Source organism: Microbacterium sp. NPDC090007 (assembly GCF_044748345.1).
Lineage (GTDB): Bacteria > Actinomycetota > Actinomycetes > Actinomycetales > Microbacteriaceae > Microbacterium.
In genome coordinates this window covers 1,430,707-1,455,929 of record NZ_JBIVFV010000001.1, presented here as the reverse complement: position 1 = coordinate 1,455,929, position 25,223 = coordinate 1,430,707, and the positions used below count along the sequence as shown (strand labels likewise).

Genomic DNA, 25,223 nt, shown 5'->3' with positions numbered 1-25,223 from the left:
CGCCCGCACCGTTCGATCACAGACAATTCGTAGCAACCGCCACCAGAATCGACACCGTCGCTTCCAGGAAGGAACACCCCGCATGGCCAAGCAGTCCATCTTCGGTCGCATCTCGACCCTCCTCCGCGCGAACGTGAACGCGCTCCTCGACCAGGCCGAGGACCCGCAGAAGATGCTCGACCAGCTCGTCCGCGACTACTCCAACTCGATCGCCGATGCCGAGTCGGCCATCGCCGAGACCATCGGCAACCTGCGCCTGCTCGAGCGCGACCACCAAGAAGACGTCCAGGCCGCGGCCGAGTGGGGTAACAAGGCCCTCGCCGCCAGCCGCAAGGGCGACGAGCTGCGTGCCGCCGGCAACGTCGGCGAGGCCGACAAGTTCGACAACCTCGCCAAGATCGCGCTGCAGCGTCAGATCACGGCCGAGGGCGAGGCCAAGGCCGCCGCTCCGACGATCGCCGCGCAGACCGAGGTCGTCGACAAGCTCAAGGACGGCCTCAACGGCATGAAGGGCAAGCTCGAGCAGCTCAAGGCGAAGCGCAACGAGCTCACCGCCCGCGCCAAGGTCGCCGAGGCGCAGAACAAGGTGCACGACGCCGTCAAGTCGATCGACGTGCTCGACCCCACCAGCGAGCTCGGCCGGTTCGAAGACAAGATCCGCCGCGAAGAGGCCCTGGCCGCCGGCAAGCAGGAGCTGGCCGCCTCGAGCATCGACGCGCAGTTCAACGCCCTCGAGGACGTGGGCGAGCTGACCGAGGTCGAGGCGCGCCTGGCCGCGCTCAAGGTCGGCGGACCCCAGCGGGCCGCGATCGACGCGCCCAGCCCCGACCAGGTCTGACCGGTTCGACACGCGCACCGCTCGCGCACGCGGGCGGTGCGCACCCGTTCGTCGAGGAGCTCGCATGACCCGATTCATCGTGGCCCCGCAGTGGCAGGGCTCGTCGTCGTCGCGCGCGATGCAGCTGATCGACGGAGCGGAGGCCATCGCCGGCGACCTGCCCCGCGCGTCGACGATCGTCCTCGAGGCACCGCCCGAGGCCGGAGACGCCCAGGGCACGCGCGTACAGCGCCTGAGCGCACTGGTCCGCATGCGCGAGCGCATCCACGAGGCGGTGCGGGCCGCGGACGAGGCCACCGTCGTCGTCGGCGGCGACTGCGGTGTGGCGCTGGGTGCCGTGTCCGCCGTCGCGGGCGACGACCTCGCCGTCGTGTGGCTCGACGCGCACGCCGACCTCAACACCCCCGAGTCCTCACCGAGCGGCGCCTTCCACGGCATGGTGCTGCGCGCGATCACCGGCGACGGCGACCCCCTGCTCCGCCTGGAACCCGGCATCCCCGCCTCCCGCCTCGTCCTGGCCGGAACGCGCGCGCTCGACGCCGAAGAAGAGCGTTTCGCCCGAGAGAACGGCGTCCGCGTGCTCGCACCGTCCGCTCTGGCCGACCCCGACGCCCTCGCCGAAGCGGTCGCGACGACGGGCGCGGCGCGCGTGCACGTGCACGTCGACCTCGACGTCCTCGACCCGGCCGAGATCGCCGGCGTCGCCCTGCCCGAGCCCTTCGGTGCGCGGGCCGCCGAGGTCGTGGCATCCATCCGCCGCCTGCGGGAACGGATGCCGCTGGCGGGGGCGACCCTGACGGAATTCTCGCCCTCGTCCCCCGCCGCCGCCGTCGACGACCTCGGAACGATCCTGCGCCTGGTCGGGGCTCTCGCGTGAGCCCGATCCCGGCACCGCCGACCGGGTGGCGCGAACGCGCCGACCGCGCCGTCGCCCGCGGACGGCGCCTGGACCGGTTCATCCCGGCCGCTCTGCTGGACTCCCGCATCAGCCGCGTCGGGTACCTGTACGGCTGCGCGGTCGGGTGGGTGTGGGGATCGATCTGGAGCACCGGCCGCATCGAGAAGCGGCAGGGCCTGTGGGTGTTCCGCGGTCTGCCGGCCTGGGCGTTCCCGCGGGGAGGGGTGTGCGTGGGCGGGTGCTTCTTGACGGGTGACGAGCGCCCGGGCGACGCGGTGCTGCGGCACGAGGCCGTGCACCGTGAGCAGTGGCGTCGCTACGGTTTTCTCATGCCGGTGCTGTACGCCCTCGCCGGGCGGGACCCCTTGCGCAACCGCTTCGAGATCGAGGCCGGTCTGGTCGAGGGCAACTACGTACCGCGGGGGTACTGAGTCCACGGTCGAGGCGCGCGGGTGCGCGCAACCTCCGCGATGCGCACAGACTCCGCGCGAAGACGCCCCCGCGGACGCAGGAAGCGCACATCACGGAGTTCGTGCACACGCGTGCGGCGCGAGGCCGAGGCGCGGGCGGACCCGAGGCGGAGTCGCGGCCGGATCCGAGGCGCGAGGTCAGCGCGCGGTCGACAGACCGAAGCGCTCAGGGGTGTGGATCGCGAGGGGATCCACCCCGTGCCGGGCGACGAGGTCGTCGACGATCTCGGCCGTGCCGAGATAACCGCCCAACAGGATGACGCGCGTGGCGTCGTCGTCGCCGCACAGCATTTCGCCGGCCCAGCCCGAGACGGCGCGGGCGAGGGCCTGGCCCGGCGCGCAGCCGCGACCGGTGCCCGGGGCGCCCCCGCGGAGGGAGCGGTCGAGCCACGTCAGCGTCATGCGGGCGGGTGCGGCGATGCGGCCGATCCACGACGCATCGGGAACCTCGACGAACACCCGTCCGGTCGAGCAGATCGGCAGGGTCGCCAGCAGCGCCTCGAGCTCGGCGAGCGCGTGCTCGTCGGCGGTCACGAGGTGCTGAACGCGGGTGTGCCGCGACGCGCGGCAGGCGGCGTCGTTGTGCTCGGTGGAGGGGGCCATGATGGCATCCACTCTACCACCGACGAAGGGTTGCCTAACCTGAAACGGGGGAGGTGGTCCACGAATGGATCACTCCACGAGCACCTCGCGCAGGCGCCGGAGCTCGACCTCGGTCATCCCGTGGGCGCGGAGGAATCCCGCGGGCGACCCGTGGTCGCGATCGAGGCGTTCCAGCAGCGAGCGCATCGCGCGGGCCGGTGACCGGGTGGCGAGGTCTTCGGCGTGGACGTTCCCGGGGTGCAGCGCCCGGATCGCCGCCCGCACCTTCTCATTGCGCTCGGCGGGGAGCAGCTTCTCGGTCCGGGCGTAGTCGGCGATCACCGCGTCGCGGTCGACCCCCGCCGCGGCGAGCGCGATGCCGACGGTCACCCCGGTGCGGTCCTTGCCCACCGTGCAGTGCACGAGCACCGGCTGGGCGGTCAGGATGCCACGGACCACCGCGACGACTCGGTCGGCCGAATCGTCGACGATCGCCGCGTAAAGCTCTTCGAGGCTGACGTCGCGTTCGAAGAACGACGCCACCGAGCCGAGGAAGAGGGGCTCGTGCTGCACCTCGACCGAGAGGTCGTCCAGGCGACTGGGCGCGTGCGCGACCTCGGCCGCATCGCGCAGGTCGATCACCCGGCGCAGGCCCAGTCCGCGCAGCGTCGCGAGCCCCGCGTCATCGACCTGGACGAGGTTGCCCGAGCGGTAGAGCACGCCCGAGCGGGTCCGCCCCTCCCCCGCCGCGAGCCCACCCACGTCGCGGAAGTTGGCGGCACCCGACACCAGCGTCGCGGTCACGGCGCGACAGCCGGGTGCACGTGGGCCGTCCCGCCGGACGCCGCGGCCGGGGGCGCGGCATCCGTCCCGCCGACGCCGCCCGCGCGCGGCGGTACCGGGTAGCGCCCGGCGATGGCGACGCGGTTGAAGGCGTTGATCGCCACGAGCACCCAACTGAGTGCGACGTACTCCTGTTCGCTCAGGATGCCGCCCGCCTGGTCGTACACCTCGTCGGGGATGCCGTCCTCGTGGATGAACGTGAAGGACTCGGTCAGTTCCAGCGCCGCGCGTTCGCGGTCGTCGAAGACCCCCGATTCGCGCCAGGTCGCGATCTGCGCGATCACGTCGGCGCTCAGGCCCGCCGCCACGGCCGCGTCGACGTGCACCCGGACGCAGTAGGCGCAGCCGTTGAGCTGGGAGGCGTGGATCTGGACGATCTCGCGCAGTCGCGCGTCGATCCCCGCGTCGGCGGCCAAGCGGCCCACGGTGGTCGAGAACGAGCGCAGCGCCGCGTACGCCTCGGGGGCCGATCTCGACAGATGCACGCGCCGTTCTTCACCCATGGCCACAGCCTACGGCGGCCCGCGCGACGCGGCGCGGGAACCGCGACGCGACGCTGGCGACCCCGCCCGCGAAGATGACAGGCTCTCGGTATGCCCGACCGCGACGAGTTCTCCTTCCTCCCCGGCCAGGCGGCCGACCTCGGCCTCACCGTTCCCGCGGTGCGGCGCGTGGACCTGACCCTCGCGGACGGCCGGCGTCTGAGCGGACTGCGCTGGGGCGAGGCACCCCCCGCGCTGACGCTGCTGCACGGCGCGGGGCTGAACGCCCACACCTGGGACGCCACGCTGCTGCACCTGGGCCTGCCCGCCCTCGCCCTCGACCTGCCCGGCCACGGTGACTCGTCGTGGCGTGAGGACGCCGCCTACGTCGCGCGCGTCCTGGCCCCCGACGTCGTCACCGCCCTCGAGACGTGGACCGACGGCCCGCAGGTGCTCGTCGGGCACTCCCTGGGCGGGCTCACCGCGGCGGCTGTGGCGGCATCCCGCCCCGATCTGGTGTCGAGACTCGTCGTCGTCGACATCACCCCGGGCGTCGACCCCGGCGCGGGCCCCGCGCAGATCCGCGCCTTCTTCGCGGGACCGACCGATTGGGCCAGCCGCGACGAGCTCGTCGAGCGCGCCCTGTCGTTCGGCCTGGGCGGCTCGCGCGAGGCCGCCACGCGCGGCGTCCACCTCAACTCCCGGGTGCGCCCCGACGGGCGCGTGGAGTGGAAGCACCACTTCGCCCACCTCGCCGCCGCGGCCGCCGAGTCCGGCGCCGACCCCTCGACGCCGGACGCCGTGCGGGCGGTCCTGGCGAGCACCGGCTGGGACGACCTCGCCACCGGGCACAACGTGCACGAGGAGGACCCCGCGGGCCTGGCCGCCCTCGTCCGCGAGACCGTCGGGACCACGGACCGCCCGACGCCCTGAGACGCCGACCGGCCGCAGCGGCGACGGCGCCCCGGCCTCGGGGCGGCAACCCTGCGCGCGGCGTCACCGACGGTCGTAGGGCGTCACGAACGACGTCGGGGGAATGCGGGCGAAAGTAGGCTGTTTTCACCCCTGCACGGCATCCGCAGCACCCGGATGCCCACGGCCTGCGAAAGGACCCCCGCAATGCTGCGCCGCACCGCCCTCGCCACGAGCGCACTCCTGATCGGAGCACTCCTGCTCTCGTCGTGCACCGGCACCCCCACCTCGACCGACCCCACCGGGGAGGCCGACCCGAACGCGACCCTCACCGTGCGCCTGTCGTTGGAGCCGTCGAACCTCGACATCCGCCGCACCAGCGGCGCCGCCCTCGAGCAGGCCCTGATCGACAACGTCTACCAGGGCCTGGTCACCCGCAACGCCGACGACGGCAACGCGATCGTCCCGGCCCTCGCCACCGACTACGCGGTGTCGCCGGACGGTCTCACCTACACCTTCACCCTGCGGGAGGGCGTGACGTTCCACGACGGCAGCGAGCTGACCGCCGACGATGTCGTCACCTCCCTCCAGACGGCCAAGGACGACGCCACCATCCAGAACAGCGCCGACCTGGCCGGGGTGACCTCGATCGCCTCGCCCGACGCCGCCACGGTGGTCGTCACGCTCGCACAGGCGAACATCGACTTCCTGTTCGCCCTGACGGGGCGCGCGGGCCTCATCTTCCGCAGCGGCGACACCACCGATCTCCAGACCGCGGCCAACGGCACCGGGCCCTTCCGCGTCGAGAGTTGGAACACCGGTCAAAGCCTGACACTCGCCCGCTACGACGGCTACTGGGGCGAGCGGGCCGGCGTGGCCCAGGTCGTCCTGGACTACATCCCCGACCAGAGCGCCGCGGCCAATGCCGCCGTCAGCGGCGACATCGACGTCGCCCTCGAGATCGACCCCGAACTGCGCGGGCAGATCGAGGGCACGAACGCCTTCACGATCGAGTCGGGCCCGACCACCGACAAGGGCACGCTCGCCTTCAACAATCAGAGGGCGCCCCTCGACGATCAGCGCGTGCGCGAGGCGCTGCGCCTGGCCATCGACCACGACGCCCTCATCGAGACCCTCGGTTCGGGCGAGCCGCTGTACGGCCCCATCCCGCCGCTCGACCCCGGGTACGAAGACCTCTCCGGCAGCGTGCCGCACGACCCCGACCGCGCGCGCGAGCTGCTCGCCCAGGCCGGCGCCGAGAACCTCACCCTGTCGTTGACCATCCCCAACGTCTATCCCACCACCATCCCGACCTTCCTGGTGTCGTCGTTCGCCGACGTCGGGGTGACGCTCACGGTGGACTCGGTCGACTTCACCGCCTGGCTGCAGGACGTCTACACCAACAAGGATTACGACCTGAGCTTCGTGCGTCACGTCGAGGCCCGCGATTTCGGCAACTGGGCCAACCCCGCTTACTACTTCGGCTATGACGACCCCGAGGTCCAGTCCCTGTACGCCCAGGCGCTCGCCACGACCGACGACCAGCAGTCGTCCGACCTGCTGGCCGAGGCCGCCCGCATCGTGAGCGACCAGGACGCCGCCGACTGGCTGTTCCTGTCGGCTCCCCTGACCGCCGTGGGCACCGATGTCGCGAACTTCCCGCAGAACTCCCTCAACGTGCGCCTGCCGCTCGCGGGCGTGACGGTCGCGTCGGAGTGATCCGCTACACGCTGACACGGCTGGGCCTTCTGATCCTGGGCCTGGCCGTGGCGAGCGTGCTGATCTTCGTCTCGCTGCGCGTCCTTCCCGGGGATGTCGCCCAGCTCATCGCGGGCGCCGAGGCGAGTCCGGCGCAGGTCGAGGCGGTGCGCTCGAGCCTGGGCCTGGACGCGCCGCCCTGGGTGCAGTACGCGGAGTGGATCGGCGGGCTTTTCCGCGGCGATCTGGGCTCGTCGCTCATCACGGGCACCCCGGTCGCGGCGGAGCTGTGGGACAAGGCGCGGGTGACGGCTCCCCTCGCGACGCTGTCGCTGACGATCGCCCTGCTCATCGGCATCCCGTTCGGCATCCTCTCGGCCCTCGGCCGACGTCGCGCCGGAGGGACCGCGCTGAGCGTGGGAGCCCAGGCGTTCGCAGCGGTGCCGGTCGTGTGGGCGGGCCTGATGCTGGTCGTGGTGTTCTCGGTGTGGCTCGGCTGGCTCCCCCCGCAGGGCTTCCCCCGCGCGGGGTGGAGCGATCCCGGCGCGGCACTGCGCGCCCTGGTGCTGCCGGCGTTGACCATCGGCATCGTCGAGGGTGCGATGCTGCTGCGCTTCGTCCGCAGCGCCACCCTGCAGGCGGTCGGACAGGACTACGTCCGCACCGCCGCGGCGAAGGGCCTGACCCGCACCCGCGCGTTGCTCGCGCACGGCCTGCCCAACGTGGGCCTGTCGGTGATCACCGTGCTGGGCCTGCAGGTCGCGGGGATCATCGTCGGCACCGTCGTCATCGAGCAGCTGTTCACCCTCCCCGGAATCGGGCGCATGCTCGTCGCCGACGTCGCCTCGCGCGACCTGCCCAAGGTGCAGGGCGAGCTGCTGGCCCTCACCGGCTTCGTCCTGCTCGTCGGCTTCGTCGTCGACCTCGCCCACCGCCTGATCGATCCCCGGCAGAGGGAGGCCGCATGAACACGGCAAAACGTCTGTGGAGCCTGGGCACCGGTCGCTTCGGCATCCTGGTCGTCATCCTCGTCGCCCTCACGGCGACGGTGTCGCTCGTGTGGACGCCCTTCGATCCGGGTGCCGTCGATGCGCGCGCCCGGTGGACCGATCCGTCGTGGCCGCACGTGCTCGGCACCGACAACACCGGTCGCGACATCGCGAGCCTGCTCATGGCCGGAGCCCGCACGACGGTCGTCGTCGCCCTCGGCGCCGGGATCGTGGCATCCGTTCTCGGGATCGCCCTCGCCGCTCTCGGCGCCCTCGCCGCCCGCTGGGTGCGCGAGGGCGTCGCCGTGCTCGTCGACATCCTGATCGCCTTCCCCGTCCTGATCATCGCCATGATGATCTCGGCCGTCTGGGGCGGTTCGCTCGCGGTCGTGATCTGGGCCGTGGGCATCGGATTCGGCGTGAACATCGCGCGCGTGACGCGACCCGAGCTGCGCCGCGTGCTGCACAGCGATTTCGTCCTGGCCGGCCGAGCGAACGGACTGTCGACGTGGCAGAACCTCACCCGGCACCTGCTGCCCAACGTCGCGCCCGTGTTCATCGTGCAGCTCTCGTGGGGCATGGCCGTGGCCGTCCTCGCCGAGGCGGGATTGTCGTACCTCGGCTTCGGCGCCCCCGTCACCCAGCCGTCCTGGGGGGTGCTGCTGAGCGACCTGCAGGCCTACATCGCGGTCCACCCGCTCACGGTCGTGTGGCCGGGGCTCGCGATCACGCTGACCGTCCTGGGGCTGAACCTGCTGGGCGATGCCCTGCGCGAGGCCGCCGACCCGACGCTGGCCGAGCGCACCCCCGCCGCCCGTGTCCACGTCCCGGGGGTGGTCGCGTGAGTCTTGAGGTGAAGAACCTGCACGTCGACATCGGCGGGCGCCGGGTCGTGGACGACGTGTCGTTCTCGGTCCCCGACGGCGCGCGCGTGGGGCTGATCGGCGAGTCCGGATCGGGTAAGTCGCTCACCGCCCTGGCGATCCTCGGCCTGCTGCCCGACGGTGCGCGCGCCGGAGGGAGCGTCGAGTGGAACGGCCGGCAGATCCTGGGCCTGCCCGACCGCGACCTCGCGGCGCTGCGCGGTGACGACATCGGCATGGTGTTCCAGGACCCGCGCACGGCCCTGAACCCCCTGCACACCGTGGGCCGGCAGATCGGCGAGTCCCTCCGCATCCACGAGCGCGTGTCGCGTCGCGAGGCCCGGCGCCGCGCCGTCGACGAAGCCGCGCGCGTCTCGCTGCCCGATCCCGCCGGGGTCGTCGCGCGCTATCCGCACCAGTTGTCGGGCGGGCAGCGCCAGCGCGTCGCTATCGCCATGGCCCTCGCCTGCCGCCCCCGCCTGCTGCTCGCCGACGAGCCGACCACCGCCCTGGACGTCACCGTGCAGGCCGGCATCCTGTCGCTGCTGCGTTCCCTGGTCCAGGATGCCGGCATGTCGCTCGTCTTCATCACGCACGACCTCGCGGTGCTCGCGCAGGTCGCGACCCACGCCGTCGTGCTCTCGCACGGCCGGGTCGCCGAGCAGGGGGCGGTGCGGGACCTGCTCGCGTCGCCGGCGTCGCCGGTCACGCGGGCGCTCGTGCGCGATGCGACGGCGACGCGGTGGCATCCCGAGACCCCTGCCCCGGAAGACGTCTCATGAGCGAGACCCTGATCCGCGCCCGAGGGCTCTCGCGCGACTATCCCGCCCCGCGCGCACGGGGTTTCGGTCGCGCGGCGCGCACCGCCGGTCTGGTCGACGTCGACCTGTCGATCGAGGCCGGCTCGGCGGTGGGGATCATCGGCGAGTCGGGGTCGGGGAAATCGACCCTGGTGCGTCTGCTGCTCGGGCTCGACGAGCCCACCGCCGGCACCGTCGAAGTGAGCGGGCGCCCGGTCGACGCGCGAGGATCGGCTCGATCGCTGCACTGGCTGCGCCGCGCGACCGGCATCGTCTTCCAGGACCCCTACGCGTCACTCGATCCCCGGATGAGCGTGGGACGGATCGTGGCGGAGCCGCTGTGGGCGCTGGGGATCGACGGGGACCGGCGTGCGCGCGTGCGCGAGGTGCTCGCGCAGGTCGGGCTCGAGCCCGACATGGCCGACCGGTACCCGCACGAGTTCTCGGGCGGTCAGCGGCAGCGCATCGCCCTCGCGCGGGCGATCGCCCACCGCCCCCGCATCCTGGTGGGCGACGAGCCGCTCTCGGCGCTGGACGTCACGGTGCGGGCGCAGATCCTCCGCCTGCTCGCGCGTCTGCGTGCCGAGCGGGAGCTGACGCTCGTTCTCGTCTCGCACGACATCGGCGTGGTGCGGACGGTCTGCGACCGGGTCGTGGTGATGAAGGACGGGCGCATCGTCGAGCAGGGCCCCACCGAGCAGGTGCTGCGGCAGCCGCAGGCCGCCTACACCCGGCAGCTGCTGGCATCCATTCCGACTCTGCCGGGCTGAAGCGGGGGACCGTCTCGGCGCGGCCCCCTCCTCCCCCGACGGGTGCGACGCGGGAGGGCCCACCGGATGTCGATCAAGGGATGCCGCGATGTCGGCGGTCGGCGTTAGCCTCACCCCATGACCCCCGGAATCGTCCCCCCGTTCCTGCTCGACCGCCTCGCCCAGACCGACGACCCGCGCCTCGCCCGCGCCGCCGCCGCCGCGCGCAAGACCCTGGCGATGCCGCGGCCTCCCCGCCCGGCGCGCACCCGACTGCGCCTGTCGATCGACGGGGGCGCCCTCGTCGCCGAGGCGGCGCCGGCTCCCGATCGAGTCGTCTCGGACGCGAACAACACCGAGAACCTCCCCGGGCGGCGCGTGCGCAGCGAGGACGACGCCCCCACCGGCGACGAAGCCGTCGACCAGGCGTACGACGGACTGGGGGCGACCTACGACCTCTTCTGGGACGCCTTCGCGCGCGACGGCATCGACGCCGCGGGCGGGTCGCTCCTGGCCACCGTGCACTACGGCGACGACTACGACAACGCGTTCTGGAACGGCGAGCGCATGGTGTTCGGCGACGGCGACGGCGAGGTGTTCGTCGGATTCACCCGCTCACTCAGCGTCATCGCCCACGAGCTCGGTCACGGCGTCACCGAGGCCGCCGGGGGCCTGGAGTACCAGGGGCAGTCCGGAGCGCTCAACGAGTCCCTGTCCGACGTCTTCGGCGCCCTCGCCGAGCAGCACCACCTCGGCCAGCGCGCCGACGAGGCCACGTGGTTGATCGGTGCGGGCATCTTCGCCCCCGACGTCCAGGGCGAGGCCCTGCGCTCGATGAAGGCGCCCGGCACCGCCTACGACGACGACGTCCTGGGTGCAGACCCTCAGCCCGGGCACATGCGGGACTACGTCGACACCGCGGACGACAACGGGGGCGTGCACATCAATTCCGGCATCCCGAACCGCGCGTTCCACCTCGCGGCGACCGCCCTCGGCGGCTTCGCCTGGGAGCGAGCCGGGCTCATCTGGTACCGCGCGCTCACCGCGGGCACGCTCTCGCCCACCGCGGATTTCCGCACCTTCGCGGCGGCCACCCTTGCCACCGCCGCCTCGGAGTACGGTGAGGAGTCGGAGGAGGTCGCCGCCGTCCGCGCTGCATGGGCCGGAGTCGGCGTCATGGAGGATGCCGCAGCCTGAGACCGTCGACGACGAGCGCATCGTCGTCACCGTCGTGCGCTCGGGCGGCATCGCCGGTCTGTCGAAGCAGTGGCGCGCCGAGCCGGGCCCCGATGACGAGCCGCGCTGGCGCGAGTTGGTCGAGCGGTGCCCCTGGGACGAGACGCCGCCCCCGGCGACCGGCACGGACCGGTACCAGTGGCGCATCGAGGTGCACCGGGGCGCGTTCGCGGTCCGCCAGGCGAGGCTCGGCGAGGCCCAGGTCGACGGGCCGTGGCGCGCGCTGGTGGACGAGGTGCGCGACGCGGCCGGGTCGCGGCCGCGCCGACGGTGAGGCGCGCGGGCATCGATCAGCCGAACAGGCGTCGCCTCTTCTTCTTCGACGCGATGCTCTTCTGCAGGTAGACCACGCCGAGCCACCGCCCGAACTTGAAGCCCACGCGCCCCATCCGCCCGACCTCGGTGAAGCCCAGCTTCTCGTGCAGGGCGATCGACGCGTCGGCACCCTTGTCGCTGATCGCGGCGACCATCTCGCGGATCCCCAGCTCCTGGCAGGCGGCGATCAGGGCCTCGAGCAGCGCCCGGCCGAGCCCCTTGCCCGCCGCGGCCTGCCCCAGGTAGATCGAGTTCTCGACGGTGTAGCGATAGGCCGACTTGGACTGCCACGGCTGGACGAGCGCGTATCCGAGGATTTGACCGCTCGGGGACTGCGCGACGAGGAACGGCAGCCCGAGCTTGTCGAGGGTGGCGAACTTGTCGCGCCACTTCGCGATCGACCAGGCCTTCTCGTCGAAGGTCACGACCGAGTTGCGCACGTAATAGTTGTAGATCTCGCGGATGTCGGGGATGTCCGCGGCGGTCGCCGGACGGATCTCGAACGAGAACGGCCGCTCCGGCTCGGGGGGCCGCCGCAGGTGCGACGGCAGCCGCCGGCGGCTCTTCTCGTACTCCTCTTCCAGCACCACGCCACTCTACGGGGCGCCCGGTTTCGCGCGCGTGTCCGGTCGCCCGCGCTCCCCGCGCCGCCCCCGCTCCCCCGCGCCGCCCCCGCTCCCCCGCGCCGCCCCCGCTCCCCCGCGCCGCCCCTGCTCCCCGCGCCGCCCCCGCTCCCCCGCGACGATCCGCCGCCCCACCCCTCCTACGCGACAAAACGACGCGGGGGAACAGCGACGGCGTCGAGCCCGGCGCGGGCGGGCGGGCGGGACGGGGGCGCGGGGCCGCGGGCGGGGAACGGGGGCGCGCGGCGTGCGGGTGGGGGCGCGGGGCCGGGGGCGGGGAACGGGGGCGCGGGGCCGGGGGCGGGGAACGGGGGCGCGGGGCGCCGGGGGGCGGGTCAGTCGGGGAGGCGCCAGTCGACGGGCGCGGCGCCCTGGTCCTCGAGCAGGGCGTTCACGCGCGAGAACGGTCGCGAACCGAAGAAGCCGCGGCGGGCCGACAGGGGCGAGGGATGCGGCGACGAGACGATCGCGGTGGAGCCGAGCAGGGGCGCGAGGTTCATGGCATCCTTTCCCCACAACACCGCCACGAGCGGCCGGCCGCGCGCCGCCAAGACGCGGATCGCGTGCTCGGTGACCCGCTCCCACCCCCACCCGCGATGGGATGCCGGCTCGCCCGGCGCCACGGTCAGCACTCGGTTCAACAGCATGACGCCCTGATCGGCCCACGCCGAGAGATCGCCGTGCGCGACCGGCGCGATGCCGAGGTCGTCGTCGAGCTCGCGGTAGATGTTCGCCAGGCTCCGCGGAACGGGACGCACGTGCGGATCGACCGCGAACGACAGCCCGATGGGGTGCCCCGGGGTCGGGTACGGGTCCTGACCGACGATGAGGACGCGCACGGCGTCGAGCGGGGTGCGGAAAGCGCGCAGGACCAGCTCCCCCGCGGGCAGGTACGGGCGTTCCTCGTCGCGCAGACGCGCACCCAGCGCGGCGATGTCGTCGGCCACCGGCGCGAGCGGCTCGACCCACGAGCCGTCGATGAGCCCCGCCTCGGCGAGCTGGGCGAGGGACTTCGGCGTCACGCCGCGTCTTCTTCGTGCACCGAGCCCTGGTGCGACCACGGGAAGTCGATCCAGAGCGAGGTGTGCTTCCACGCGTAGTCGGGCTGCACGACCGTCGTGGGCTTGGTGTAGATCACGGCCGAACGCGCCGCGGCGCCGTGCCGGTCGAGCAGCTTGATCGCGAGGTCGAGCGTGCGCCCGCTGTCGGCGACGTCGTCGACGAGCAGCACACGGCGACCCGACAGGTACGACAGGTCGAGCGCGGGTGGCAGAACCTCGGGGGCGTCGAGCACGGTGCCCACACCGGTGTAGAACTCCACGTTCAGCGCGCCGCAGTTCTTCACGCCGAGGCCGTACGCGATCGCCCCACCGGGCAGCAGCCCGCCGCGCGCGATCGCCACGACCACCTCGGGAGCGAACCCGTCGGCGACGATCGCGCGCGAGATCCGCCTCGTCGCCTCGCCGAAGTCGTCCCAGCTCAGTCGTTCGCGCTGCTCAGCCACCGCGGGCCCCTCTCGTCGTCTTCCCACCATAGGGCGCGGCCCGGGTCGTCGACGGCGGATGCCGGGGCCCCGGCCCAGAGGTCGGGCCCGTCGTTCCAGCCCTGACGTCAGGCCCCGACGCTCGGGCCCCGACGTTCAGGGCCGGGCGCCCACGGGCAGCAGCATCGCGGTCGTCCCGGGGATGTCGACGAACCCGGTCGCCGCCCAGTGCGCGCGACGGGTCGCGATGTCGGCGTCGTCGACCGCTCCGCCGTCCGCGGGGGCGAACGCCCCCGGGATCACCAGGGCGAGGGTGTCGCCGTCGAAGACGCGGGCCACCGCGCGGACCAGTTCATGGCTGACGAGGGTGCCCACCGCGGCGGGCACGACGTCGATCGACGAGATGACGCACAGACTCTCGGTGAACAACGACGATTCGTCGATCATCGAGATCAGTTCCCGATCGGTGAACGCCGACCCCACCTCGGCGAGGTCGGCACCGGCGTCGCCCAGTTGCGCGCACCACCGCGGGTCCGCGTAGTGGACGCGGTGGAGCGTCGCCGCCGCGAGCACCGGCGCCGCTCCGGACTCGTCCGGGGCGATGGCGACGATCCGCGCGCTCCACACCTCGGGGCCCCGACATCGTCCGGCGAGCTGGAGCGACAGCTGCAACGCCGTGGTCTCGGTCACGAGCTCATCCGGCATGGCGGCCTCGCGATCCGCCACCGGCCTCGACCATCTTCGTCTGACCCTCGTCGCGCATAGCCATCGTCCCCCGTTCGACCTTCCCCACTTCCCGCCGGCGCCCCCGCCCGTCGGAAATGGTTTCCCATCGCGCCTTTTGGCTCGAAGATGAGAGATTGCTAATCTCACTCTCAGACTATTGCCAGCTCGGCCGGCACGCCTATTCCCCCACCAGGAGCCCCGACCCCGTGAGCAGCACCTACATCGAGACGAGCGGTCAGGTCCGGGTCTACGACTCCGCCGTCCAAGCCCACGACGCTCTGCCGCTCGGCACGTATCGCGTGCGTTTCGCCCCGAAGGACGGCTTCAGCCTGGTGCGCACCGCCGACCTGAGCGTCGGAGCCGAGAAGGTCTACGGCCAGCGCGAGGCGAAGGTCGACAAGATCTTCCGCGCGTACGCGCGCCTCGAACGCAACCTCGGCGTGATGCTGTCGGGCAACAAGGGCCAGGGCAAGTCCATGTTCCTGCGGATGGTCGCCCAGCGGGCCATCCAGCAGTCCCTGCCGGTCGTGCTGGTGACCGAGGACGCCGAGGGCATCGTCGACTTCCTCGACACCCTGGACGAGTGCCTCGTCATCTTCGACGAGTTCGAGAAGGTCTTCACCTCGGGGCGGGGGCGCCAGGACGACCCGAACCGGCAGAACCAGTTCCTCACCCTGTTTGACGGCATGTCGGCGGTCAAGCGCATCTACTGCCTCACCGTCAACGACGTGCAGGACGTCAGCCACTACATCGTCAATCGGCCGGGCCGGTTCCACTACCACATGCGATTCGACTACCCCGGTCCGAACGAGGTGCGCGACTACCTGACCGATCAGGCGCCGAACGCCCGCCCGGCGGAGATCGAGAACGCCGCGCTGTTCTCGCGTCGGGTCAACCTGACCTACGATCACCTGCGCGCGATCGCCTTCGAGATGAACCACCCCGACGCGACCTTCGCCGAGATCGTCGAGGACCTCAACATCAAGGCGATCGAGCCGAGCACCTACCGCGTCGAGGCGCGCTACCGCGACGGGTCGATCCTCGCCGACGAGACGGTTATGAACCTGCACGAGCGCAGCGACGTCGCCCGCTCGGTCGAACTGCGCAGCACCAAGCGCACCCTGTTCTTCTCGTTCGCGCCGCGCGACGTGGTGTTCGCCGCCGACGGCACCCTGATCGTCCCCGTCGAGGCCATCGACGCCTGTGACGAGGACGACGAGATGCCCGACGAGCTCCCGGTGTCGCTCACCCTCACCCTGGTCGGGCAGAGCAGCTACGCGTTCGAACGCTGATCCCGCCCTCCGGTGTCGCGCGCGGTGCGGGTCGTGACCCTCTTGTTCACCTCGCGGGTCGCCGAGAACTTCAACACGGCGTAGTCGTCGACGTGACCGCGGGCGTTCGGGTCGTCGCGGATGTTCAGCACGACGTCGTGGCCCTTGTGCGACTGGGCGTAGAACTTGCCGAATCCGGTCAGCGTCACGCGGTTGCCCGCGTTCACCAGATCCAGGATCTCGTCGAAGATCGCGTCGTACGCCAACTGCGTCACGCGCAGCGACAGGCCGGTGCGCTTGGACACGCGCTGGACGAACTCGCGCTTGCTGACCTTCGGTTCTTCGGTCCTCGTGGCGGACATCTCTCACCATCCCTCGTTCTTTGCTCGCAAACGAGCGTATGCAGCAGCCGCGTCCGCCGACCGGGGTTGCGAAAACCCGTGCGACGTCCGCAGGATGCCGCCCCCGCGGAGGCGACCTCACCTCGCTCGGGCCGACGACCTCTCCACGGACGGCGCGCGGTCGACGCCACCGCGGGGTCGACGACCGCACGGCATCGCCGCCACTGCCGCCGGGGGTGAGCCATGCGACGTCGGGCGGGGCCCGACCACCTCGCCCTTCGGGTGGGCGAGAACCCCGCTTTCGGGTCGCGGGGACGGTCGGTTTCTGCTCGTATTCGGGGAGATCCTATCGCCCGGGCGGGGTGGGCGGCATCCCTGTTCTGCGAATGTGACGTCGTCCGCGCTCAGTCCCGCTCGGACACCGGGCTGCCCAGCAGTGCGCGCAGGGGGTAGGAGGTGTCGTCGAGGATGACCTGGCTCGCGCGGCCCGACTGCACGTCGATGAGCACCGGAGCGCGCAGGTTGAGCGTGACGCCCTCGTCCGAGGGGTTGGCCACCACGAAGACGCGCAGCTCGTCGGCCGGGGCGCCGACCTCGTCCGCCATCTCGTCGGTCACCGGAGGGGAGTATCCGGATGCCGCGACCGCCGCGTCCACGAGGAAGAGTCGGAGCTGCTCGGCCACGGCACGCAGCGCGTACAGGCCGTCGGCGCCCTCGATGCGGTCGAGGCGGAACGACGTCACGGGACCCAGGCCCGGCAACGACCGCACGAACTCGACGTCGAGACCGGTGAGGGTGGGCACGATTGTCATCGCAGGAACTCCAGGAGGGTGGCCTGCAGGCTCTTGGCGGTGACCTGCAGGGCGGACTGGTAGACGAGCTCGGCGGCCTGCAGGGCGACGTACACCTCGACGGTGTCGACGTTCTCGGCCTCGACGCGGCGCGCCTCGAGATCGACCGCGGCGGAGGCGTTGGCGGCGGAGGCGCGCTCGATCTGCGCCGTACGAGCCCCGATGGCGCCCCGCGCGGCCGCGAGGTCGGACACGTGCGCGTCGAGCTGCGCGAGCCGGGGGGCGACCGCGGCGCCCGCGCGGAGGTCTGCGGCGATGCCCTTCAACGTCGCGAAGACGCTCGTGGTCCCCTCGCCGAACACCTCGGCGCCGTCGAGGTCGACGCGCACCTTCTCGTTCGCCCCGACGCGACGCTCGACCGAGGCCGCGGGAACGCCCTGGAACGCGAAGGTGTCCGGGTCGAAGGCGGTGCCGGCATCCGTCGTCCCGGCGAAGATCGTGCGCCCGAGCAGGGTGGTGTCGGCCTTGGACAGCAGTTCGCGCCCGAGGCTGTCGAGCTCCGCGGCGATGGCCTCTCGCGCCGCCGGGTTGAGCGCACCGGAGTTCGCGCCCTGCACCGTGAGGTCGCGCGCGCGGGCGAGCAGGTCGGCACTCGCCGCCAGGGCGGTGTCGGCGGATCCGGCCCACGCCAGTGCGTCGGTGATGTTGCGGGCGTATTGCGCGGTGCGGGCCTGCTCGCCGTGCACATTCAGGATGGTCGCCGCCCGGGCGGGATCGTCGCTCGGGGTGCGGATGGCCCGCTGCGAGGCGGCCTGGTCCTGGAGCTTGGCGCGTTCGGCGAGCCCCGCCTGCAGGGTGCGCACGGCCTGCTGGCTGATCGTGCTGCTGGTGATGCGCGAGAGCATGTCGCCTCCGGAGTCAGCGGCCGACCAGGCCGACACGGTTGATGAGGACGTCGAGGGCCTCGTCGACGGCGGTCAGCACGCGCGCGGCGGCCTGATACGCCGTCTGGTAGGTGAGCAGGGTGATGGTCTCTTCGTCACCGTCGACGGATGCCGTCGACTGCTGCCCCGAGAGGGCGGCGATCGCCGCGCGGTCGGCCGCATCCGCGCGCTGCAGGTCACCGGCCACCGAGACGCCGAAACCGACCACGAACCGCGACCACGCGGCGTCGGGTCCCGTCGTCGACGTGTCCAGCTGCGAGAGGCGGTCTGCGACCGAGGTGTCTTTCGGGCCCGCGCCCGGCGCGGACAGGGCCAGCTGATCGACGGCGGTGATCGCCACGCGCAGCCCGCGGGCCGCGGGGACTCCGGCGGCGAAGGTGAAGACGTCGCCGCCCGCGACACCGCTCGCGGTGCGACCGCCGCGGTGCACCTCGTTCACGGCCTGCGCGAGCGACACCGCCACCTCGTCGTAGGCGCGGGCGGCCACCGCGAGCGTGCCCTGCTCCGCGGCGGGGGCGAGCACGCCGATCGTGCCGCCCACCGAGCCGCCGGTCAGCGCGAGCGAAAGGTCGGGGCGGTCGACCCACGCGAGCGTGATGGGACCCGCGGTGGTCATGTCGCGCGGTCCGGAGACCGACAGAGATCGGCTCGTGTCGCCGGCGACCAGGGCGTTGCCGTCCACGCGCAGGGTCATCGTGCCGTCGTCCTCGACACGGCCCGTCGCCCCCACCGCGGCCGACAGTTTCTGCGCGAGGAGGTTGCGCTGGTCGATGAGCTCGTTCGCCCCCCGCTCGGACTGCAGGGCCGAGCGGATCTGACCGTTCAGCGCCGCCACCTGGGCGGCGGTGACGTTGACGGCGGCGACGTCGCGATCGAGCTGGTCGCGCGTCGCCGACCACTGCCCGGCGACCTCGTCGTACCCGGCCGCGATCCGCGCCGCAAGGGCACCGGCGTCGGTGAGGACGACCTGGGCCGTGGCCGGTTCGGGGGTGTTCGCCAGATCCGACCATGCCGCCCAGAAACGGCCGAGACCCGCGGACAGGCCGTCCGTCGACGGTTCCGCCGTGCTCTTCTCGACCGCCGCGGCCGCCGCCGCGCGCACCGACCAGAGCCCGGATGCCGACAGCGCGTCGCGCACGCGGGCGTCGAGGATCTCGTCCCCCAGGCGCGCGACGCCGTCGATGGACACGCCGCCGCCGATGCCGCGGGCCCACGCGCTCGCGGTGCCCGCCGGCGACACCGCCGTCTGCTCGAGACGCTGGCGGGTGTAGCCCGGCGTGGTCTCGTTCGCGATGTTCTGGCCGGTGAGGTTCATGCCCGCGCGCGCCGCGGCAAGGCCCGACGCGGCGACCTGGAGTCCCGAGAAGGTGGACATCGCAGGTCAGACCTGCACGTCGAGCAGTCGCGAGGACGGCGCGGTCAGCCGTGACCCGGTCGCGGCGTACTCCCCCGTCGGCTCACCGAGGCCGGCGATGGTCTCTTGGGTGACGCGCAGCGCCGTGCGCAGGTGCCGGTCGACGGCCGACCTCTTCTGCGCGATCTCGTCGGCCAGTTGCGTCATGACCTCCAGGTGCGACTGCATGACCTCGCGCCAGGCCTCCCCCGGGGCGACCTCGACGAGTTCCCGCAGGGTCATCGCCTCGGGCACACCCCATTCCCGGGCGACTTCGACGAACACGCCGTCGCGCGCGAGGGCGCCGGCGCCGATCGCCTCAATCACGCGCTCGACCTCCGCGCTGGCGTGACGCACCCACCGGGTACGCCCCGTGGTCACCAGCATCTCGAGCTCTTCGAGCTTGAACAGCAGGAGCTCCATCAGCTCCCGCTGGCGCAGCAGATGCACGCTCAGATCGGTCGCGGCCACCACATCACCTCGTTCGGATATCGAGTCCGTGGCGGGTCCGCCCACCACGGGACCGACTATCGCGACGAGGCCGCGCGGGAGTAACCCGCGGGTCCGCCGGCGCTAGCGGGCGCCGCCGCCGCGCAGCACCGACAGCAGCGCGTCCTGCGCGCTCTCGGAACGGGATGCCGACAGGGCCTCGGTGTTCTCGCCGGCCACCGCCACGACGATCTCGCTGCGGTGGATGCGCGTGTCGCGCGGAGCGTCGATGCCGATGCGCACGCCCGTGGCGGTCACCCCGAGGATCGTGACCGTGACGTCGTCGCCGATCAGGATGCTCTCGTTCGGGCGTCGAGTGAGTACGAGCATGTGTGTGGTCGCCTTCCGTGGCTCGCGCTGAGCGCCGTCCTCCCCCGAATATACCTTTCCGCTCGATCACGAGCGTTTTCGCAGCCCCTCAGGGGGCGGTCAGCGCGTTCTGCTCGAGGCGGACCACGCCCACCACGTCGGTCGCGAAGCCGCCGATCGCCGCCTCGTCGTACGACAGGATCGGCATCCCTCCCGCCTGTCCCGCCGTCAGGGTGCGCACCGCGGCGCGCAACGACGGGGCGCACACCAGCACCGGCTCGGCCCCCGCGGCGTCGACGGCGGCCACGGTGCGGCGCACCCCCTCGAGCAGCTGCATGGTCGCCTCGGGACTCAGCACGATCTGCGTGCGTCCCTCGACATGACGCAGACCCTCGAGCATCTGCTGCTCGAGACCCGCGTCGAACATCACCACCCGCAGGCGTCCGTCGCGGGCGAAGCGCGCCGCCACCGCCGGACCGAGGGCGGTACGCGCGGCCTCCACCAGCGAGGGGATCTCGGTGGTCGTCTTCGCGCGCAGCGCGAGCGCCTCGAAGATCCGCCCCAGATCGTTGATCGCCACCCGCTCTGCCAACAGCCCCGCCAGCACGCGCTGGACGACCGCGAGCGGCACCAGCGCGGGGGTGAGCTCGTCCACCGCGGCCGGATTGGACTGCTTGAGGTGCTCGGTGAGCTGACGCACGTCCTCGAGCGAGAGCAGTCGCGCGGCGTGGGCGTGCACGATGTCCGACAGGTGGGTGATGATCACACTCGCGCGGTCGATCACCGTCGCCCCCGCCAGATCCGCGGCGTGCGACATCTCGGTGCGCACCCACTTGCCCTCGAGCCCGAACACCGGATCGGTCACGCTCGTGCCGGGCACGGCATCCAATCCCGTCCCCAGAGCCAGCATGTGCCCGCGCGGCACGAGACCCCGACCCGCCTCGACGCCGGCGACGAGAATCGCGTACGTCTCGGCCGGCAGCTCGATGTTGTCGCGCGTGCGCACCGGCGGCATGAGCGTGCCGACGTCGAGGGCGATCTTGCGTCGCAATGCCTTCACCCGCGCCAGCAGGTCCCCCTGTCCCCCGGCGGCGAGGTCGACGATGTCGGGAGCGAGCGAGATCTCCAGCGCGTGCACCCGCATCCGGTCCATCAGATCGTCCGGCCGCTCCACACTGGCCGCCTCGTGCGCGCGCTCCGCCTCGACGAGGGCCTCGTCGGCGGCGGCGCGGTCGGCGCCGGCTTTGACCCGGGATGCCGCGAACAACAGCCCTACGCCCACCGCCGCGAACGCGAGGAACGGCATGCCGGGGATCAGCCCCATGCCCAGGGCCGCCACCGCGGTGATGATCAGCGCGTTGCGCGACTGCAGCAGCTGGCGTCCCGCCGCGCGGCCGAGCTCGGAATCGGCGTTCTCGCGCGTGACGATCATGCCCGTGGACACCGCCATCAGCAGCGCCGGGATCTGGGTCACCAGGCCGTCGCCGATCGTCAGCAGGCTGTAGGTCTCGATCGCCTCGTCGACCGCCAACCCGTGCATCGTCATGCCGATGACGATGCCGCCGGCGAAGTTGATGACGAGGATGACGATGCCCGCGATCGCGTCGCCCTTGACGAACTTGCTGGCACCGTCCATCGCGCCGTAGAAGTCGGACTCGGCCGCCACCTCGGCACGCCGCGACCGGGCCTGGTCGTCGGTGATCAGACCGGCGTTGAGATCGGCGTCGATCGCCATCTGCTTGCCGGGCATGGCATCCAGGGTGAAGCGCGCCCCCACCTCGGCCACGCGCTCAGCACCCTTGGTGACCACGACGAACTGGATGACGGCGAGGATCAAGAAGATCACCGCGCCGATCACGAGCGAGCCGCTGATCGTAATCTGCCCGAAGGCGGCGATCACCTGTCCCGCGTGCGCCTCGCTGAGGATCAGGCGGGTCGAGGCGACGTTCAGGCCCAGGCGGAACAGCGTCGCCACCAGCAGCAGGCTCGGAAAGACCGAGAAGTCCAGCGGCTTGGTCACGAACATCGCCGTCAGCAGGATGAGCAGCGCGAAGGCGATATTCGCCACGATCAGCACATCGAGCAGGGGCGCGGGCACCGGCACGATGAGCAGCAGGATGATCCCGACGACGCCCACCGGGACGGCCGCCTTGGACAGCAGGTGGGCGATCATCGCATCCGTTCTCTCGACTGGCGGGGATGGCGCTCGACGCAGTTCACAGACCGCGTCCGAGCAGGGCGTCGGGGGGCATGGTGTGCGTACCGCGCCCGGATCCGCGCGCCCGCAGGTGCTGCACGAAGGCGAGCACCTGGGCGACGGCGGTGTAGAGGTGCTCGGGGATCTCGTGCCCCACCTCGACGGCGGCGTGCAGGGCGCGGGCCAGGACGATGTCGCGCACCATCGGCACCCCGGCGTCCTCGGCGCGCTCGCGGATCTTCTGCGCGATGACGCCCGCCCCCTTCGCCACCACGCGCGGAGCGGAGCGGCCCGGCTCGTACCGCAGCGCCACCGCGACGTGCGTGGGGTTGAGCAGCACGACATCGCTGTCGCCGACGGCGGCGATCATGCGGTTGCGGCTCACCGCCAGCTGCCGCGCCCGCCGCTGCGATCGGATGAGCGGGTCGCCCTCGCTCTTCTTGTGCTCGTCGCGCGCCTCCTGCTTGGTCATGCGGGTGTGCTGGCGATTGCGCCGGATGACCACGGCGACGTCGACCGCGGCCAGCACCAGACCGACCGCCACCGCCACCTGCAGCAGCGTCGCGACCCCGCCCCCCGCGATCTGAATCAACCACCCGACGGCGTGCCGACCGCTGACCATGAGCACGGGCACGAGACCGGCCACCACGACCCACAGCGCCGCCCCGATCGCCGCGGTCTTCAGCAGCGCCTTGAGCCCCTCCCACAGCGCCGCCTTGCCGAAGGTGCGGGCGACCCCCGCCGCGAGGTCGAACTGCTCGAAGCGCATCGGGATGCCGCGCACGCGCACGCCCCCCTGCGCCACCGCCGCAACGGTCGCGGCCACCAGCACCACCACCAGCAGCGGCAGGAGGACGCCGCCCACCGTGGTGATCGCCCCCGCCATGGCCTCGACCGCGCGAGAAGGATCGGGATCGCGCGCGGCGGCCCGGATGGCCAGCATCCGCTCGGTCAGGACCCGCGTGGCGGCGTCGATCGTGGCCGGGGTCATGACCGCCGCGGCGCCCACGGCGACCCAAGCGGTGAGGTCCTGGCTGCGGCCGATCTGGCCCTTGCGGATCGCGCGGCGCAGGCGCTCGGGCGTCGCCTTCTCGCTCCGCTCCCCCGCGTCGGCGCTCATCGGGTCACCCCGATCAGCACCTGGGCGGCGTCATCGGCAAGCGACGCGACCACGGCGGGAAGAGCCGCGAACACGAACCCGACCAGCACCAGCGTCAGGGCGATCTTGAGGGGGAAGCCGAGGGCGAAGGCATTCAGCGCGGGGGCGACGCGCGACACCAGCCCGAGGCCGACGTCGGCCAGGAACAGCACGATCAGCAAGGGCCCGGCGATCTGCACCGCGCTCACCAGCATCTGACCGACAGCGCCCGTCAGCACCTCGGCCGGACGCGCGAGGTCGATCACCCCCGACACCGGGACCGCGTCGAACGAGCGGAACAGCCCGCCCAGCACCAGCTGATACCCCTGCGAGGCGAACAGCAGCAGGATCGCCGTCATCTGGAACAGACGGGTGAACTGCGCGCCGTTGACGTTCATGCCCGGGTCGAAGGCCTGCGCGAGCTGGAACCCGCCGAAGGTGTCGACGAGGAAGCCCGCGCTCTGGATCGCGCTGAAGACCACCAGCACCAGGAACCCCAGCAGCGTCCCCACCAGCACCTGACCGGCGGCGGCGAAGAGGAAGCCCCCGGTGCCGAGTCGCTCGTAGCCGGGCACCACCGCGGGAGACACCGCGAGGCCCAGGCCCACCCCCAGCATCGCGCGGATGCGCAGCGGGATCGCGCCGTGATGGAACGGCGGGGCGACGACGAGGAACGCGGTGATGCGCACGACGGCGAGGGCCGTGGCCTCCAGCCAGCGGAAGTCCACCGCGAGGTTCACGCGCCGCCGCCCAGCAGGCTCGGGATGCGGGCGAACAGCTCGTGCGTGAAGGTCACCGTCTCGGCGATCATCCAGTTGCCGCACACCAGCAGCGCCACCCCCACCGCGAGCAGCTTCGGCACGAACGAGATCGTCATCTCCTGCACCTGCGTGATCGACTGCAGCAGCGAGATGGCGAACCCCACCACTAGCGCCGTGATCAGCAGCGGGGCGCTGAGCTTCGCCGCGAGCACCAGCGCCTCCAGCCCGATGTCCATCACCGAGGCGGGGTTCACGTCGCCACCCGATAGGACTGCACCAGAGAGGTGATCACCAGGCCCCACCCGTCCACGAGCAGGAACAGCAGGATCTTGAACGGCAGAGAGATCATCACCGGCGGCAGCATCATCATGCCCATCGACATCAGCGCGCTCGAGACCACCAGATCGATGATGAGGAACGGCACGAACACGATGAACCCGATCACGAACGCGGCCCGCAATTCGCTGAGCATGAACGCCGGGATCAGGGTGTACAGGGGGATGCCGTCGGGCCCCTCGGGGTTGTCCATGCGGGCCGCGCGGAGCATGAGGGCGATGTCGTCCTCGCGCGTGAAGTGCAGCATCCACGTGCGCAGGGGCTGCTGGGCGGCGTCGAACGCCTGGCCGAAGTCGATCTGCCCCGCGGTGAACGGGGTCACCGCGGCCTGGTTGATGTCGGTCAGGACGGGCCACATGATGAACAGGGTGAGGAAAAGGCTGAGCCCCGCCAGCACCTGATTGGGCGGGATCGAGGGCAGCGAGAGCGCGTTTCTGGTGAGGGCGAGCACCACGAAGATCTTGGTGAAGCTCGTCATCATCAGCAGCAGCGCCGGGGCGACGCTGAGCACGGTGATCCCCAGCAGCGTCGTGATGCTGTCGGACGGCGTGCCGTTGATCCCGTTGACGCTGATGCCCCCGGTGGACGCGGAGGCCGTGTGAGCGGTGACCGCGTCGAGCAGGCCTACCAGCAGCACCGCCGCCAGCACCTGCACCGCCCGGGTGCGACGGCGTCGACGCCCGTTCGCGCGCGACGGCGCGGTGACGAAGGCGGTGGGGGGCACGACGACGCTCTCGGGGTGGGGG

General features: G+C 72.1%; 29 protein-coding genes and 1 pseudogene. 12 read left to right on the top strand and 18 right to left on the bottom strand.

Going from position 1 to position 25,223, the window contains the following annotated elements; translation table 11 throughout:
• Positions 1 to 82: 82 nt before the first annotated feature.
• From ACIPVB_RS06775 to ACIPVB_RS06765, 3 genes are all read left to right on the top strand, one after another.
• Positions 83 to 838: a PspA/IM30 family protein gene (locus ACIPVB_RS06775; RefSeq protein ID WP_400367751.1), complete on the top strand. Its 756-nt coding sequence runs from the start codon at positions 83 to 85 to the stop codon at positions 836 to 838.
• Between the two features lie 64 nt (positions 839 to 902).
• Positions 903 to 1,715 (top strand): arginase family protein, encoded by an 813-nt coding sequence (locus ACIPVB_RS06770; protein WP_400367750.1) that lies wholly within the window; start codon positions 903 to 905, stop codon positions 1,713 to 1,715.
• The gene (locus ACIPVB_RS06765; RefSeq protein WP_400367749.1) at positions 1,712 to 2,167 is read left to right on the top strand and encodes a Fe-S oxidoreductase; all 456 of its coding nucleotides are present in this window, start codon (positions 1,712 to 1,714) and stop codon (positions 2,165 to 2,167) included. The genes ACIPVB_RS06770 and ACIPVB_RS06765 overlap by 4 nt, the downstream gene beginning before the upstream one ends.
• A gap of 177 nt (positions 2,168 to 2,344) precedes the next feature.
• Here ACIPVB_RS06765 and ACIPVB_RS06760 read toward each other — a convergent pair whose 3' ends face one another.
• The 3 genes from ACIPVB_RS06760 to ACIPVB_RS06750 all read right to left on the bottom strand — a co-directional run bounded on the left by ACIPVB_RS06760 (position 2,345) and on the right by ACIPVB_RS06750 (position 4,134).
• A complete protein-coding gene (locus ACIPVB_RS06760; RefSeq protein ID WP_400367748.1) occupies positions 2,345 to 2,809 on the bottom strand; it encodes an SIP domain-containing protein in 465 nt (154 codons plus the stop codon).
• A gap of 69 nt (positions 2,810 to 2,878) precedes the next feature.
• Positions 2,879 to 3,592, bottom strand: a complete 714-nt coding sequence (locus ACIPVB_RS06755) for a tyrosine-protein phosphatase (protein ID WP_400367747.1) — start codon at positions 3,590 to 3,592, stop codon at positions 2,879 to 2,881.
• On the bottom strand, positions 3,589 to 4,134 hold the full coding sequence (locus ACIPVB_RS06750) for a carboxymuconolactone decarboxylase family protein (protein ID WP_400367746.1): 546 nt from the start codon (positions 4,132 to 4,134) through the stop codon (positions 3,589 to 3,591). Before ACIPVB_RS06750 ends, ACIPVB_RS06755 begins: the two co-directional genes overlap by 4 nt.
• 90 nt (positions 4,135 to 4,224) lie before the next feature.
• Here ACIPVB_RS06750 and ACIPVB_RS06745 point away from each other — a divergent pair, with 90 nt between their 5' ends.
• From ACIPVB_RS06745 to ACIPVB_RS06710, 8 genes are all read left to right on the top strand, one after another.
• The gene (locus ACIPVB_RS06745) at positions 4,225 to 5,046 is read left to right on the top strand and encodes an alpha/beta fold hydrolase (RefSeq protein WP_400367745.1); all 822 of its coding nucleotides are present in this window, start codon (positions 4,225 to 4,227) and stop codon (positions 5,044 to 5,046) included.
• A 186-nt stretch (positions 5,047 to 5,232) separates the two neighbouring features.
• Positions 5,233 to 6,744 (top strand): ABC transporter substrate-binding protein, encoded by a 1,512-nt coding sequence (locus tag ACIPVB_RS06740; RefSeq protein ID WP_400367744.1) that lies wholly within the window; start codon positions 5,233 to 5,235, stop codon positions 6,742 to 6,744.
• Positions 6,741 to 7,691 carry an ABC transporter permease gene (locus ACIPVB_RS06735; protein WP_400367743.1) on the top strand — a complete coding sequence of 317 codons (951 nt, stop codon included), beginning with the start codon at positions 6,741 to 6,743 and terminating at the stop codon, positions 7,689 to 7,691. The genes ACIPVB_RS06740 and ACIPVB_RS06735 overlap by 4 nt, the downstream gene beginning before the upstream one ends.
• Positions 7,688 to 8,557, top strand: a complete 870-nt coding sequence (locus tag ACIPVB_RS06730; protein WP_400367742.1) for an ABC transporter permease — start codon at positions 7,688 to 7,690, stop codon at positions 8,555 to 8,557. Before ACIPVB_RS06735 ends, ACIPVB_RS06730 begins: the two co-directional genes overlap by 4 nt.
• Complete coding sequence (locus tag ACIPVB_RS06725) at positions 8,554 to 9,357, top strand: ATP-binding cassette domain-containing protein (protein ID WP_400367741.1); 804 nt, start codon at positions 8,554 to 8,556, stop codon at positions 9,355 to 9,357. Before ACIPVB_RS06730 ends, ACIPVB_RS06725 begins: the two co-directional genes overlap by 4 nt.
• Positions 9,354 to 10,145, top strand: coding sequence for an ABC transporter ATP-binding protein (locus ACIPVB_RS06720; protein ID WP_400367740.1), 792 nt, complete (start codon positions 9,354 to 9,356; stop codon positions 10,143 to 10,145). The genes ACIPVB_RS06725 and ACIPVB_RS06720 overlap by 4 nt, the downstream gene beginning before the upstream one ends.
• Positions 10,146 to 10,262: 117 nt before the next feature.
• Positions 10,263 to 11,321 carry a M4 family metallopeptidase gene (locus ACIPVB_RS06715; RefSeq protein WP_400367739.1) on the top strand — a complete coding sequence of 353 codons (1,059 nt, stop codon included), beginning with the start codon at positions 10,263 to 10,265 and terminating at the stop codon, positions 11,319 to 11,321.
• A complete protein-coding gene (locus ACIPVB_RS06710) occupies positions 11,308 to 11,634 on the top strand; it encodes a protealysin inhibitor emfourin (RefSeq protein ID WP_400367738.1) in 327 nt (108 codons plus the stop codon). The genes ACIPVB_RS06715 and ACIPVB_RS06710 overlap by 14 nt, the downstream gene beginning before the upstream one ends.
• Before the next feature lie 16 nt (positions 11,635 to 11,650).
• Here the strand turns inward: ACIPVB_RS06710 and ACIPVB_RS06705 are convergent, their stop codons facing one another.
• From ACIPVB_RS06705 to ACIPVB_RS06690, 4 genes are all read right to left on the bottom strand, one after another.
• Positions 11,651 to 12,262 (bottom strand): GNAT family N-acetyltransferase, encoded by a 612-nt coding sequence (locus ACIPVB_RS06705; RefSeq protein WP_400367737.1) that lies wholly within the window; start codon positions 12,260 to 12,262, stop codon positions 11,651 to 11,653.
• Between the two features lie 371 nt (positions 12,263 to 12,633).
• Positions 12,634 to 13,320, bottom strand: a complete 687-nt coding sequence (locus tag ACIPVB_RS06700; protein WP_400367736.1) for a uracil-DNA glycosylase — start codon at positions 13,318 to 13,320, stop codon at positions 12,634 to 12,636.
• Entirely contained in the window at positions 13,317 to 13,832 is a 516-nt protein-coding gene (locus tag ACIPVB_RS06695; RefSeq protein WP_400367735.1) for a phosphoribosyltransferase, read from the bottom strand. Before ACIPVB_RS06695 ends, ACIPVB_RS06700 begins: the two co-directional genes overlap by 4 nt.
• Before the next feature lie 105 nt (positions 13,833 to 13,937).
• A complete protein-coding gene (locus ACIPVB_RS06690) occupies positions 13,938 to 14,507 on the bottom strand; it encodes a hypothetical protein (RefSeq protein WP_400367734.1) in 570 nt (189 codons plus the stop codon).
• Positions 14,508 to 14,713: 206 nt separating this feature from the next.
• Here ACIPVB_RS06690 and ACIPVB_RS06685 point away from each other — a divergent pair, with 206 nt between their 5' ends.
• Positions 14,714 to 15,799 (top strand): ATP-binding protein, encoded by a 1,086-nt coding sequence (locus tag ACIPVB_RS06685; protein ID WP_400367733.1) that lies wholly within the window; start codon positions 14,714 to 14,716, stop codon positions 15,797 to 15,799.
• On the opposite strand, the gene ACIPVB_RS06680 is transcribed toward ACIPVB_RS06685, so the two are convergent.
• From ACIPVB_RS06680 to fliP, 11 genes and pseudogenes are all read right to left on the bottom strand, one after another.
• The gene (locus ACIPVB_RS06680) at positions 15,781 to 16,140 is read right to left on the bottom strand and encodes an HU family DNA-binding protein (RefSeq protein WP_400367732.1); all 360 of its coding nucleotides are present in this window, start codon (positions 16,138 to 16,140) and stop codon (positions 15,781 to 15,783) included. The two genes, ACIPVB_RS06685 and ACIPVB_RS06680, sit on opposite strands and share 19 nt — an antisense overlap.
• Before the next feature lie 383 nt (positions 16,141 to 16,523).
• On the bottom strand, positions 16,524 to 16,931 hold the full coding sequence (locus ACIPVB_RS06675; protein WP_400367731.1) for a flagellar assembly protein FliW: 408 nt from the start codon (positions 16,929 to 16,931) through the stop codon (positions 16,524 to 16,526).
• Positions 16,928 to 17,815: a flagellar hook-associated protein FlgL gene (flgL, locus tag ACIPVB_RS06670; RefSeq protein WP_400367730.1), complete on the bottom strand. Its 888-nt coding sequence runs from the start codon at positions 17,813 to 17,815 to the stop codon at positions 16,928 to 16,930. The genes ACIPVB_RS06675 and flgL overlap by 4 nt, the downstream gene beginning before the upstream one ends.
• 13 nt (positions 17,816 to 17,828) lie before the next feature.
• Positions 17,829 to 19,229 carry a flagellar hook-associated protein FlgK gene (flgK, locus tag ACIPVB_RS06665; RefSeq protein ID WP_400367729.1) on the bottom strand — a complete coding sequence of 467 codons (1,401 nt, stop codon included), beginning with the start codon at positions 19,227 to 19,229 and terminating at the stop codon, positions 17,829 to 17,831.
• 6 nt (positions 19,230 to 19,235) lie between these two features.
• Positions 19,236 to 19,718, bottom strand: coding sequence for a flagellar protein FlgN (locus tag ACIPVB_RS06660; protein WP_400367728.1), 483 nt, complete (start codon positions 19,716 to 19,718; stop codon positions 19,236 to 19,238).
• A 168-nt stretch (positions 19,719 to 19,886) separates the two neighbouring features.
• Positions 19,887 to 20,066 (bottom strand): annotated as a pseudogene (gene csrA / locus ACIPVB_RS06655) (carbon storage regulator CsrA); the annotation flags it as partial.
• 88 nt (positions 20,067 to 20,154) lie between these two features.
• A complete protein-coding gene (locus ACIPVB_RS06650) occupies positions 20,155 to 22,218 on the bottom strand; it encodes a flagellar biosynthesis protein FlhA (protein ID WP_400367727.1) in 2,064 nt (687 codons plus the stop codon).
• A 43-nt stretch (positions 22,219 to 22,261) separates the two neighbouring features.
• Positions 22,262 to 23,362 (bottom strand): flagellar biosynthesis protein FlhB, encoded by a 1,101-nt coding sequence (locus ACIPVB_RS06645; protein ID WP_400367726.1) that lies wholly within the window; start codon positions 23,360 to 23,362, stop codon positions 22,262 to 22,264.
• On the bottom strand, positions 23,359 to 24,120 hold the full coding sequence (locus ACIPVB_RS06640) for a flagellar biosynthetic protein FliR (protein ID WP_400367725.1): 762 nt from the start codon (positions 24,118 to 24,120) through the stop codon (positions 23,359 to 23,361). Before ACIPVB_RS06640 ends, ACIPVB_RS06645 begins: the two co-directional genes overlap by 4 nt.
• A complete protein-coding gene (locus tag ACIPVB_RS06635) occupies positions 24,117 to 24,377 on the bottom strand; it encodes a flagellar biosynthetic protein FliQ (RefSeq protein WP_400368199.1) in 261 nt (86 codons plus the stop codon). The genes ACIPVB_RS06640 and ACIPVB_RS06635 overlap by 4 nt, the downstream gene beginning before the upstream one ends.
• 14 nt (positions 24,378 to 24,391) lie before the next feature.
• The gene (fliP, locus tag ACIPVB_RS06630) at positions 24,392 to 25,201 is read right to left on the bottom strand and encodes a flagellar type III secretion system pore protein FliP (RefSeq protein WP_400367724.1); all 810 of its coding nucleotides are present in this window, start codon (positions 25,199 to 25,201) and stop codon (positions 24,392 to 24,394) included.
• Positions 25,202 to 25,223 lie beyond the last annotated feature (22 nt).